Source organism: Moheibacter lacus (assembly GCF_014042165.1).
GTDB classification, from domain to species: Bacteria; Bacteroidota; Bacteroidia; order Flavobacteriales; family Weeksellaceae; genus Moheibacter; species Moheibacter lacus.
Genome location: NZ_JACDZE010000003.1, coordinates 63216 through 76291 on the forward strand (window position 1 = coordinate 63216; position 13076 = coordinate 76291).

The following is a 13076-nucleotide window of genomic DNA, read 5'->3' on the forward strand; positions in this document are numbered from 1 at the left end:
TTAAGCTGATTTGACTTTTCGAATTTTGATTCACAAAGAATGAAAAAAATATTGAAAAAAATGCTGATAGGGTTTTTCATTTTTCTGTTGCTAATTCTTGTGGGTGTTTGGGGCTATATGCAACATCCGAAATTTGGGAAAGCGCCATCAGGAGAGCGATTGGAGCGAATCAGACAATCCAAAAATTACAAAGACGGAGCTTTTCAAAATCTAAACCATACGCCGCAATTGGCTGAAGGTTACACGATGATGGGTGTACTTTGGGATTTTCTTACGACAACGTATCCAAATACACATCCGCTCGATTCCATTCCAGCTGTCAAAACCGATTTGAAAAATTTAGATCCCAATGAAAATCTTTTGATTTGGATGGGACATTCGTCCTATTTCATTCAACTAAACGGAATCAAATATTTAATCGATCCGGTTTTGAGTGGAAATGCTTCACCTTTGCCGACCACCAAAGCTTTTCCTGGTTCTGATGTTTACAAAGTTGCTGATATTCCTAAAATTGATTTTTTGCTGATTTCGCATGATCATTATGACCATTTGGATTATGAAACGATCAAATCCTTGACTCCAAAAGTTGGCAAAGTCATTACAGGTTTGGGAGTTGGATCTCATTTGGAACATTGGGGTTATAAGTCGGAAATGATTACCGAAATGGATTGGAACGAAACGACGGTTTTAAAAGATTCGACAAAAATTCATACGACACCGGCGCGTCATTTTGCGGGTCGAACTTTAAAACGGAACAATACGCTTTGGCTTTCCTTTGTGTTGGAAACGCCAACTAAAAAACTCTTTCTCGGTGGAGATTCCGGTTATGATACGCATTTTAAAGAAAACGGGGAGAAGCACGGCCCTTTTGATTTCGCGTTGTTAGAAGATGGACAATACGATCCGAAATGGAAATACATTCATCTGTTGCCGGAAGAAGTCGTGAAAGCCGCTCAGGAATTGAAAACCAAACGATTGATGCCTGTTCATAATTCCAAATTCAAATTGGGAAATCACTCTTGGTTTGATCCGCTGGATCGGGTAACGGCTGAAGCAGAAAAACAAGGAATGCCAATCCTAACACCTAAAATTGGAGAGAAGGTAAATTTGGATAACGAAAACCAATTGTTTGAAAAATGGTGGGAAGGATTGAAATAATCAGAAAATTTCAAATTTCTTTAATTGGTCAGAATAATTAAGTGAAAACTATTGAAGATTTCAATTTCCCATTCCTTTTTGAATCCGTACTTTTGCACAAAATTTTCCGAGGATGGATTTCCATAGCTTACAAGTCAAAACTTTAAATAAATTAACACCCAATTCCGTCGAAATTACCTTTGATATTCCGGACGAATTGAAACCTGAATTCCAATTTAAATCAGGCCAATACATCACACTAGACATGGACGGAACCAGACGAGATTATTCGCTCTGCACCAGTCCCCTGGATGGGAAATGGTCCATCGGAATCAAATCAGTGACGGGTGGTTTTATTTCCAAATTTTTGAATTCGGATTTAAAAGAAGGTGATTTTCTGAAAGTTTCGACGCCCAACGGTCGTTTCGGGATTCCTTCCAAACCCAATGAAAAACGGACGATTCTTGCTTTTGCTGCCGGAAGCGGAATTACCCCGATTTTAAGCATCATCCGTTATACTTTACAAACGGAAAAATGGGTGAATTTTTATTTGTTTTATTCCAACAAAACGCCTCAGGATGTGATGTTCTATGAGGATTTGAAAAAATTAAAAGCGGAATTTCCAGAAAACTTTCATTTGCATTTATTTTATACACAAGAACGATTGGAAGATTGGTTGTTTGAAGGGAGATTAAATGCGCATAAGTTTGAATTGATTTTGAACCAATTGGTCGATATAAACGAAGTAGACGAAGCCCTTGTTTGTGGTCCAAACGAAATGATCAAAGAAATTTCCAACGAAATTTTTAAGGCCGGAATTCCGAAGCAACACATTCATTTTGAGTTATTTACGACTGATTCCAATCCGCTCGATATTTTACCGGAGGAAATGGATGCGCCTGATGATGTTCAAGTTACCGTAGAACTAGATGGTGAGACGCATGAAGTGGTTTGGAACCGTGGAAAAAATCTGATCGATGCCATGCTGGATGCTGATGTAGATGCGCCATATTCCTGTAAAGGAGGAATTTGTAGCAGCTGCATGTGCAAACTGGAAGAAGGAGAAGTTCATCTGGCGGAAAACTTTGTTTTGACGGATTCCGATATCGAAGAAGGATTGATTCTCGCTTGCATCTCCCGTCCCAAATCCGATAAAATCCGAATCAATTTTGATGCGGTCTAGTTGAAGTGATTGAGTTCTTGGGTAGTGGAGCAGTTGAGAGTGAACTTTTCTAAAATCAAAACACCAACCTTCAACCGCCGAGCCGTACAAATTTTCTCATCCTGTCCCGAGTCATCAGGAGTCTCGAAGGATCAAATCAATTCGGAATCACAGGTTTTGGGTTTTTGGATTTGATTTCAACGATCCAATAAACCAATTGTCCAATTCCACTTAAAAACGCTAAAATCAAAATCCAAACAATTTTCATATTGCTGTTTTCGCCGTCTAAATGAGGGTTTTTTGCTGCATGAATGATAAAGTAAATTAAACTGAAAAAGGATAAGAAAACGGTCAATAAAATCAACACAAAAAACACCCCAAATCCGGCGAAAAATTCGGTAGGAAAAGGAGCACTTCCATTTTCATCAAAATTTTCTAAGCTTTGCGCAGAACTAATCATCGTAAAGAAAAACACAAAATAAGCCATCATCAGCATTACAAAAAGAACGATAGGACCGATTGCCAGAAAGGCTTGTAGAGATTTGTTGTTGAGCATGGAATAACATTTAAAGTTTGAAAGATAAGTAAGGTTTTGGAGAATTTGGTTAGAAAATATTAAAAATTATTTTCCAAATACTAAAGAAGGCTTTGATACCAAGATCTTGGTATTTTTTAAGTTTTCAAAGACTTTTTGATCTGTAAATTTTGTCATTTTTTTTTTTTTTTTTTTAGGTTTGAAAAGTGATGAAAATGAGGCGGTACCAACTCATATGTTTCAAAAAAATCAGTATTAATATTAAATTTTAAAAACATGAAAAAAATGATTTTGCTTTCTGTCTTCGGGCTAATGGGTACTTTTGCTTTTGCCAATCTTAGTGAAGAAATTTCACATAAGGTTGAATATGCGCCGGAAGGTGGTTGGTGTACTGTAACGATTTTTAATGTATATGGAAATCCAATTTATACAGAAACATCATGGCAATCTTCTGAGGCTGCCTGCCACAGTTGGGCAAGTGGGAAAGTTTATGAATTTATTACACAACCAATAGCTCCATAATTGGTTGTTGAAATACAAAGAATTTTGAGTTTACAGATTGAATTTCAATCTGTAAACTTTTGTTATATTGGGCCTTTAGTATCAATTATTTAAATAAAATTAAAACATGAAGAAAATATTGAACCTGTTGATTTTTTGTTTATCAATCAGTTTATTTTCGCAAAAAAACCTCGCGGTGACTTATAAAACATCTATAGCAAATTTAGAAACAAACGCTATTTTAATTGCAAGTAAAACGCATTCGATGTATGAAGAAGGTATCGAATTTAAAGAAAGGGAAATGAATGAATTTGAACCCAATTCATTTACAATTGGAGGGTGGGATCATATGCGGATTTTTCAAAATTTAAAAGAACCTGAGGTTTTGAAAATCCAAATGTTTAAAAACGAAGATCGTTTTTCCTACGTAGATAAGGACTATTATATTTCTGATACCATTCCGAAGCTTAATTGGGAATTCATAAATCATCATGAAGAAATTGAGATTTTAGGGTATAAGTGCAAAGAAGCAAGGCTTAAGTTTAGAGGTTCCGAGTTTAAGGCTTATTATACAACTGAAATTCCTACAACATTTGGGCCATGGAAATTTCATGGTTTACCTGGCTTGATTTTACGTGTTTCATCTGTTGACAATCCCAAGATTTATTGGGAAGTTGAGGAAATTATCTATCCGTACGAGGAAGCAAAAATTGCTGATGTTTCAGCAATGAATTTCAATCTTTCTATGAAAGAATATATCCAAAACTTTGATGATTTAGTTGAAAAAAGAGGAAGAGCTTTTGCGGCAAGAATGGGGAGCTCCTATCAATCCATTCCCAAAAACATGAGGCGTCAAATGACAAGAGAAAGAAAATATGAGTGGGAAACCTGGTAGAACATTTCTTTTAAATCTCTTTTCATTATTCCCATTTTTTTTATTTGCCCAAACTGAAATCAGCGGAAAACTGGTCCATGAATCCATCCAAAATCTTAATTTAGAAGGTGTGATGGTCCATTTTTCTCATAACGGAGAAATGGAGGGAAATGTTTATACAGATGCAAATGGGGTTTTTTCTTTTCAAACATATCAACATGGGACATTTATCGTGTCCATCAATGATTTGGATTTTCAATCTGAAGAATTTGAAATAGAAATCCATCCAAATTCACCAGCTAAAATTCAAATCGAAATTCTGATTCAAAACAGAGAAATCCAACTCAATGAAGTTTTGATCCATCGTGAAAAAATTAAAGAAAAAGGTGATACCATCATTTTTGATGCGAAGCTTTTTGCAAAAGGAGATGAACGAGTCGTGGAAGATTTGTTGAAAAGAATTCCTGGTTTGAATGTAGATGAGCATGGAACGATTTCGATCAACGGGAAAGAAGTCGAAAAAGTGATGATTGAAGGAGATGATTTTTTTGAAAAAGGCTATAAAATGGTTACCCAAAACATGCCTTCAGATCCCATCGATAAAGTGGAAGTTCTTCAGCGGTACCATCATAATTCTTTGATGAAAGATTTTGAAGAATCTGACAAAGTAGCTTTGAATCTAACTTTGCGTGAAGATGCCAAAAATAAATGGTTCGGAGAAGCAGAGTTAATGAATAGTTTTTATCCTGAAAATCATCACAAAGTTTATGGAAACCTGATAAGTTTCGGGAAAAAATCCAAACATTTTTTCTTCACCAATTTGAACAATTTGGGTGAGCAGGAGAAAGGAGATTTGCGTCAATTGTACAGCACTGAAAATTATCTTTTGGGAGACCAAATAAAAAACAAAAAATACTATCCAAATCAAAATTTTATATTGGGTCTAAACCAAGAACGATATCGGTTCAACAATTTGAAATTAGGCTCGCTCAACTCGATTTTTAACCTATCTGATCAGATCAAATTAAAACCGAGAATCACAGCAAAATGGGACAAATTGAATTTTGATACCCAAGAAAATATTCGTTATTTTTTGGGAAATGACAGTATTTTTAATGCCATTCAAAGACAGTCTGTCCATTCAACTTTTGAAATGAAATCAGTTTTGGACGCAGAAATTGAACTAAATTCCCAATCTAAAATTAATGTTTCCTCTCATTTTTCTTTTGAAAATACCGATCAATCCATTACTGAAAATTTCAATCAAGTCAATTCCAACCAAGCATTCCCAAATTCTTATCAAACATTTGATCAAAAAATCAATTATACCAATCGCATCAATGAAAATAATTTAATTTCAATTCATTTCAGAATGATCAATCAGTTCAATCAAGAGGAATTGAATGCTTTTTCTGATGAAAATATATTGGAATCTGTTTTTGATGAAGTGTCATCCAGCAGGCTTCAGCAAAAAATCAACCGACGTTTGAATTTTGTTGCTGCAGATGCAAAATGGATTTATAAAACTTCAAATGGACAGCTATTTGAAACCTCAATCAATTTACAGAACACAAACAATCATTTGAATTCAATTTTTGCACTGGGAAATGATTTAAATGAAATTCCAGAAAATTTCCAAAATGATCTTCGAATCAAAAACCTTGAATCTGAAATTTCTGCAAAATATACCCATCGTTTTTCAAATCGATTAATTTGGATCAGTAAAATAGGTGCCGGATGGGGAAATTATGATTTTTATTCTCATGATTTCACAAATGATTCCCAATTTTTTTATCCGAAAATTTGGACCATTTTGAATTGGGATTTGGCTTCAAAAAACAAATTGAGGTTTTCATTTCAACATGATAGCGAACCAGTCCAATATGATGAATTATTTGATCGTCCATTGTACTTTTCACCTCGGAATTTTAGAGTAGGTTTGAATGAAAGTGAACTTTTGCCATTTACCAGTTTAAAATTTAAATATGATTTTGGAGAATTTTATGACCCATTGAATTTTGGATTTGAATCAGGTTTTAAATGGACGGAGAAATACATTTCAACCAGCCATGAAATTTTTATGAATTACCAAACCAACCAATCTTTGATCTTGAAAGATAAAAAAGATTGGATGAACGTTTTCTATGTCAGTTATTTGTTTGAAAATCTTTTTCATTATGTTAAAATTACAGGCATCAAGAACTTCTATCGTTTTGAAAATGCAGTCAATTCGCAACAACTGAGAAATGTAAAAAGCAATTTTACAAGTATAGCGCTTTCCATTAATTCCGCGCTCAATCAATCCTTTCTCAATTATAATTTAGGTGGAAAATGGAATAAGAATATTTATAAAATCGAAAACATTGAAAATGCACAGGAAAATTGGAATGGATTTCTCGATGTGAATTTTAAAATTTCAAATCGATATTGGCTGAAACTTTCACAAGAATTGATTTATTTTCCAGATTTATCTGCTTCTCAAACCTATTATTTTGCAGATGTAGATTTCGGACACGAGTGGGAGAAATACAAAATTGGAATCAATGCAAAATTGCGAAATTTAACCAATACCCAAACCTTTAGAAATATTTACAATACAGATTATCAGCAAACTACGTCTTCTTATCAATTGTTTCCAAGAATGCTTTTACTTGGTGTAAGTTTCAAATTCTAAACCCCGCTCTTTTCATCAGTGCTTCGTTGCTCGGTTTTTTACCTCTGAATTCGACATAAAGATCCATCGGTTCCACACTTCCACCGCTTTGCAATAATTTTTTGAATTTCGCAGCTACTTCTGGATTGAAAATTCCTTTTTCCTTAAAATAAGCAAAAGCATCAGCATCAAGTACTTCTGACCATTTGTACGAATAATATCCTGACGAATATCCGCCGTTGAAAATATGCGAAAAAGAGACGCTCATATTGGTTCCGGGAACGACTGGATAAACATTGGTTGGTTCAAAAGCCTGATTTTCATACGCATCGACAGAATCAATAACCAACGGATTTTCTCCATGCCAAGCCATATCGAGCAAACCGAAACTCAATTGGCGAACGGTTTGGTAACCTTCCATATAATTGGAGGCCTGGATTACTTTTTCGATCAATTCCTGTGGAATCGTTTCTCCCGTTTGATAATGCTGCGCAAACATCGCCAAAACTTCCGGTTCATAACAGAAATTCTCCATGAATTGTGAAGGCAATTCTACGAAATCATAGAGCACATTGGTTCCCGACAAACTTTCATAGGTAATGTCGGCCAACATCCCATGTAACGCATGTCCAAATTCATGAAACAAAGTCGTCACTTCGTTGAAAGTCAATAGGGAAGGTGTATCTTTTGAAGGTTTGCTGAAATTACATACGATGGAAACATGCGGTCTGATTTCTTTTCCGTTGAGATTGGATTGACCTCTGAATTCCGTCATCCAAGCACCGGCGCGTTTGCCTTCTCTCGGGAAAAAATCGGTATAGAACAGTGCCAAATGTTGATCATTTTCATCCAAAACTTCATAAATCACCACGTCTTCATGGTATTTGTCGATGTTCTCTAAGGTTTTAAATTTTATGCCAAATAATTTTTTAGCAACTTGAAATGCACCATTCACCACTTTATCCAACTGGAAATAAGGTTTTAATTCGTCTTCAGAAAAAGCAAATTTTTCTTGTTTTACTTTTTCAGCATAAAAAGTATGGTCCCATCTTTCCAAAGTAGAAATTCCATCTTTTTCAGCAGCAAATTTTTGAAGCATTGCTACATCTTTCAGTCCAAATTCTTTTGAATGATCCAACAAATCATCCAGAAATTCTTTCACGATTTCAGGAGATTTCGCCATCCGTTCTTCGAGTACAAAATCGGCGTGGGTGTTGTATCCCAATAAATTGGCACGTTTCAAACGCAATTCTGCGATGCGTTTGACATTATTTTCGTTATTGAATTCGTTTTCCTGAAAGGCTTTTTTTCCATACGCCAGAAAAAGTTCTTTGCGCAAATCACGGTTTTCAGCATAAGTCATAAAAGGAAGATAACTCGGGATTTGTAGCGTGAAAGTCCAACCTTCTTGGTTTCTTTTTTCTGCTTCGGATTTGGCTTCTGAAATGGCGTAATCCGGCAGACCTTTTAGATCAGATCTATCGGTGATATTTTTAAAATAAGCATTGGTTTCGGCCAAAGCATTTTGACCAAACTGAACTTTTAAAGTAGCCAATTCTTTGTCGATTTCGCGAAGCAAAGTTTTTTCGTCCTCTTTTAAATTGGCTCCATTTCTACTGAAACTCTGGTATTTTCTGTCCAATAATATTTTTTGTTCCGTTGTTAAATCCAATTGATCTTTCTGTTCAAAAATGGTTTTTACACGTTGAAATAAAACAGGATTAAGCCGAATGTCATTTCCAAATTCGGAAAGCATCGGTGAAACTTCTTGTGCGATTTTTTGGATTTCATCATTGGTTTCCGCCGAATTCATATTGAAAAATACAGCCGAAATCCTACTCAGTTTTTCACCCGAAATTTCCAAAGCTTCGATGGTATTTTCAAAACTCGGATTTTCAGCATTGGAACAAATCGTTTCGATTTCTTCTTTTGCCAATGCAATTGCAGACTGAAAAGCCGGAAGATAATGTTCAGTTTGGATTTTATTGAAAGGAACGGACTGAAAAGGGGTATCGAATGGATTTAAAAGTGGATTGTTCATTTTTAAAAATTAATTTTCAAATTTAAGGGGTTTTGAAAGAATGGGATACAAAAAATCCGTGTAGATTTTATCATACACGGAATAAGATATTATTTTTTGTTGGCTATTGCGCTTTGGTCAAAGGAACGCTTTCGTTAAATTCAATAGAACCATGATCTCCAAAACTAAATTCAATGGCTTGTCCATTGAGATTTGAAATGAAGATTGATTGAAATACCCATAAATAGGTAATTTAGGTAGAGCAGGTGTGGTCAATACAGTTTATTTCTATATTTGGTTGATCTCAATTGCATGATGTGAAAACGCTATTTTTATGGATCTTTTCTCTTTGTTGGGGGTTTTCTTTTGCTTCAAAAGGAGATACGCTTAGATTAACAGGTGCCTATAATGGTTATTTGCCTGATTATTTGCGAATTAAAGTTGATTGTTCAAAAGATGCGTCTTTTGAACAACTATTGGAACAATTTAAAAACGGTGAATTTGAGCGTGTCAATAAAGGCAATGTTTCCAATGTTGTGAATATTGGTGTGACCGATTGTAACCATTGGTTTGCATTGGTAGTGAAAAATGAATCTGAAAAGCCTGAAGATTATTTATGGGGATTTTACAATGATGGAATTCAGTTTACATTGTATGAAATCAACAAAGGATTAGATGGATTTGAAAGAAAAGAAAGGCTATCGCACTCGATGAGTAGAGCTGAAAGACAGGTACCATTGCGTTCATTATCTTATCGAATTTCCATGCAACCGGGCGAAAGCAAGTTGCTTTTGGTAAAAACAGAATTGGTCGGTAGAAATAATTTGTATTTTCCAACTGACATCAGTACGGAAACAGACATTTTATGGTGGGAGCTTGATTATTCTTTTTTATTGGGCAGATATTTCGGTTTTTTCTTTTTTGCGGCTATTTTTAATTTTATCCTATTCATCATTCTTAGAAAGAAATTCTATGGCATGATGATGGGCTATTTGCTTAGTTTGATCGCTTTTAACCTCATCGAGTATCTTCATGATTTGTATCTGATTCCGGGTTGGTTGTATCCATTTTGGTCAAAAATTCCCAAAGAATTTTTCTTGGGTTTGATTTTGATTTTCAATATAAAAGTTTTTCAAAACTTCATTAATCTTAAAAAATCCCTTCCTAAACTTAACCGCATACTAGAAATTTCAGTTTCAGCAGTTTTGGTTATATCGATGCTATATTTCTTGATTTTTACCAGCGGTTGGGTTGCTGATTTTAGCGTTTCTGGTTTAAAGCTATTCTATAATGCTATCTTAATCTTATTGGTTGGTATTTTTCTCTTTTGTATTTTCATAGCGGTTCGAAATAAAATCAATTATGTATGGCATTATTTGGGTGGCAATATTTTGTTGTTTGCCTCTTTGATTATTTATTTATTGAACCATAATTTTCCTTTCTTTCATCTGAAACAATTTATTATGCCTGGAAATTTAATTTTTTCTTTGGCATTTGAAATTGTATATCTGATGATCATTTTTATGTTGAAATACAAAAAAGATTTTGATGAATTTTCAAGGAGTTTGATTCGGGTGGAAAATGAAAGGAAATTGCTTACTGAAGAATTGATTTCTGTTCAGGAAAAAGAAAGAATGCGGATAGCACAAGATATACACGATGGAATAGGAGGAGCATTTCAAGCTTTCAGATTTTTGTTGAGCCAGGAAAATTTGAAAAACGGAGACAAATTACAGTCGGTTCTCAAAGAAATTAACAGTGATTTCAAACAATTGATTCATAGATTATCACCAAAAGGTCTCCAGTCCCATGGATTGTTTAAAACCATAGAAGCAGACGCACTTATTTATGAAGATGTGCCTAAAGTAGAATTGAATTTAATTGGAGATGAATCACTCATTCCATTGTCCATGAAAATCAATCTATACCGTATTTATCAAGAACTTTTTACCAATGCTTTGAAACATGCCAATCAACTGACGCATGTATATATTTCGATTGCCGTTGATACAGAAGATGTACGTTTGATGGTAGAAGATAATGGAAGTCAACAAGTTAATTCTACCCTTTTTCAGTCATCAGATGGCCATGGGTTGTCTAACATACGATCCAGAATTGCCTACTATAAAGGCGATATCCATATCCATAGTTCCATTACAGGAACAACAATCATCGTTAACCTCCCTTTTCCAAATACTTGAAAATGATAAAAATTATTTCAATCGACGACCATAAACTCTTTTTTGCAGGTTTATCTGCCATAATGGAACAAGAAGATGATTTGTTGCTTATCAATGGTTTTGAACAATTAAAAGATTTAAATTCATTTTTAGAAATAGAAAAGCCAGATATGATCTTGCTTGACATTCATCTACAATCAAAATCAGGCATTGCGATAGCAAAAGAAATAAAATATCAATTTCCTGAAATAAAGATCATGATGCTTTCCATGGACGTGGACCATACTTATTTTCACGAATTGACCGATATAGGTGTAGAAGCCTATTTGTCAAAAGAAATTGAGGCCCATGTTCTTATCAATTTAATCAGGAAGATACAAAGTGGAGAAAGGCTACAGTTTGAAAAGAATAAAGTAACTCCTTATACAAAATCAGAGATTTTAAGCGATAATTTTAATCTTACAGAAAGAGAAATAGAAATTCTCAATTTCATTAAAAAAGGCTATACCAACCAACAAATTGCAGATGCCTTGTTCAGAAGTATCTGGACCATCAAAACCCATCGGAAAAATATCAAACAAAAATTAAGTATCAAAAATGGCTATAAATTTCCAATCGACCTAGATGATTTAAACAATGAAATCTAAATCCCTTTCCTCAAAAAAAAAAATATTTCAATCAAATTTGATGAAATTAACTTTCCTACTTTTTCTTTTTAAATCTAAATTGTTTATTAGAGTTATTGGCTTTTGGGTTTGAATGGTCTTTGGGTTTGCGACTAGGTCTGGCTTGTTTTTGTTTAGGCGGTGAAAGTTCGAAGTTTTCCATAGGGAATGGATGATTTTTTACTTCCGGAATTTTGATGCCAATGGTTTTTTCGATGTCTTTTACATAGGCCTTTTCATCAATGTCACATAAAGAAATCGCTACACCTTCTGCACCGGCACGTCCACCACGACCTATTCTGTGCACATAGGTTTCCGGGATATTTGGGATTTCAAAATTGACTACATATTTCAGCAAATCGATGTCGATTCCTCTCGCGGCAATGTCCGTCGCGACTAGAATCTGAATCTTTTTGTTTTTAAAATTGTTCAGTGCATTTTGACGTGCATTTTGGGATTTATTGCCATGAATGGCTGCGCCAGTAATCCCTAATTTAGAAAGTGCTCTCACCAATTTATCAGCACCGTGTTTGGTACGTGTAAAAACCAAAGTACTCTCTTTGGTGTTTTCTTTTAATAATTGATGTAACAATTTGATTTTGTTTCCTTTATCTACAAAATAAATCATTTGTTGAACAGTTTCTGCAGTTGTGGATTCCGGTGTAACCTCCACTTTTACAGGATTTTTCAAAATGGTATGCGCCAATTCTTGAATCGGTTTGGGCATGGTGGCAGAAAAGAAAAGATTTTGTCTTTTTTCGGGTAATATTTTGAGTAATTTTTTGATGTCGTGGATAAATCCCATATCGAGCATACGGTCTGCTTCGTCTAGCACAAAAATTTCAATGTCTTTCAGCGAAATGATTTTTTGTCCTACCAAATCGAGCAATCTTCCCGGCGTTGCGACGAGCACATCTACGCCATTTCGCAATCTTCCCACTTGCGGATTTTGTTTCACACCACCAAAGATTACAGCGTGTTTGAGCGGCAGATGTTTGCCATAATCTGCAAAACTCTCATCGATTTGGATGGCGAGTTCACGGGTTGGGGTAACGATGAGTGCTTTGATATTTCGGTTGCGGTTTTGGGATTTTTGATTTTGCAACAATTGGAGAATCGGAATGGCAAAAGCTGCTGTTTTTCCGGTTCCGGTTTGGGCACATCCCAGCACATCTTTTTTCTCCAAAACGGGAGGAATCGCTTGTTGCTGAATGGAAGTGGGTGTTTTATAGTCCAATTCTTCTAATGCTTTTAAAATCGGATCTATGAGGTTTAATTCTTGAAATGTATGCATAAATGTTTTGTTCAATAATTTGTTGAATTCTTCACTTGAAATTGAAAAAATCTGA

10 protein-coding genes are annotated in these 13076 nt (G+C 34.9%); 7 read left to right on the plus strand and 3 right to left on the minus strand.

Translation table 11 applies throughout. From position 1 onward, the window contains the following. Positions 1 to 39 precede the first annotated feature (39 nt). Together HU137_RS09790 and HU137_RS09795 are read left to right on the plus strand one after the other, a co-directional pair. On the plus strand, positions 40 to 1158 hold the full coding sequence (locus HU137_RS09790; RefSeq protein WP_246361538.1) for an MBL fold metallo-hydrolase: 1119 nt from the start codon (positions 40 to 42) through the stop codon (positions 1156 to 1158). Between the two features lie 112 nt (positions 1159 to 1270). Further along, entirely contained in the window at positions 1271 to 2320 is a 1050-nt protein-coding gene (locus HU137_RS09795) for a 2Fe-2S iron-sulfur cluster-binding protein (RefSeq protein ID WP_182043669.1), read from the plus strand. Positions 2321 to 2456: 136 nt separating this feature from the next. Here the strand turns inward: HU137_RS09795 and HU137_RS09800 are convergent, their stop codons facing one another. Then, positions 2457 to 2855 carry a hypothetical protein gene (locus tag HU137_RS09800; RefSeq protein ID WP_182043670.1) on the minus strand — a complete coding sequence of 133 codons (399 nt, stop codon included), beginning with the start codon at positions 2853 to 2855 and terminating at the stop codon, positions 2457 to 2459. Positions 2856 to 3110: 255 nt separating this feature from the next. Between HU137_RS09800 and HU137_RS09805 the strand changes: the two genes are divergently transcribed. The 3 genes from HU137_RS09805 (at position 3111) to HU137_RS09815 (ending at position 6883) form a co-directional block, all read left to right on the plus strand. Next, positions 3111 to 3356 carry a hypothetical protein gene (locus tag HU137_RS09805; protein WP_182043671.1) on the plus strand — a complete coding sequence of 82 codons (246 nt, stop codon included), beginning with the start codon at positions 3111 to 3113 and terminating at the stop codon, positions 3354 to 3356. Between the two features lie 106 nt (positions 3357 to 3462). After that, the gene (locus HU137_RS09810) at positions 3463 to 4230 is read left to right on the plus strand and encodes a GLPGLI family protein (RefSeq protein WP_182043672.1); all 768 of its coding nucleotides are present in this window, start codon (positions 3463 to 3465) and stop codon (positions 4228 to 4230) included. Continuing rightward, positions 4211 to 6883, plus strand: coding sequence for a TonB-dependent receptor (locus HU137_RS09815; protein WP_182043673.1), 2673 nt, complete (start codon positions 4211 to 4213; stop codon positions 6881 to 6883). The genes HU137_RS09810 and HU137_RS09815 overlap by 20 nt, the downstream gene beginning before the upstream one ends. Here the strand turns inward: HU137_RS09815 and HU137_RS09820 are convergent. Continuing rightward, positions 6873 to 8903 (minus strand): M3 family metallopeptidase, encoded by a 2031-nt coding sequence (locus HU137_RS09820; protein ID WP_182043674.1) that lies wholly within the window; start codon positions 8901 to 8903, stop codon positions 6873 to 6875. The genes HU137_RS09815 and HU137_RS09820 overlap by 11 nt on opposite strands. A gap of 296 nt (positions 8904 to 9199) precedes the next feature. On the opposite strand from HU137_RS09820, the gene HU137_RS09825 reads away from it, so the two are divergent. Together HU137_RS09825 and HU137_RS09830 are read left to right on the plus strand one after the other, a co-directional pair. Beyond that, complete coding sequence (locus HU137_RS09825; protein WP_182043675.1) at positions 9200 to 11083, plus strand: ATP-binding protein; 1884 nt, start codon at positions 9200 to 9202, stop codon at positions 11081 to 11083. A 2-nt stretch (positions 11084 to 11085) separates the two neighbouring features. After that, on the plus strand, positions 11086 to 11709 hold the full coding sequence (locus HU137_RS09830) for a response regulator transcription factor (RefSeq protein WP_182043676.1): 624 nt from the start codon (positions 11086 to 11088) through the stop codon (positions 11707 to 11709). 55 nt (positions 11710 to 11764) lie between these two features. Here the strand turns inward: HU137_RS09830 and HU137_RS09835 are convergent, their stop codons facing one another. After that, complete coding sequence (locus HU137_RS09835; protein WP_182043677.1) at positions 11765 to 13021, minus strand: DEAD/DEAH box helicase; 1257 nt, start codon at positions 13019 to 13021, stop codon at positions 11765 to 11767. Positions 13022 to 13076 lie beyond the last annotated feature (55 nt).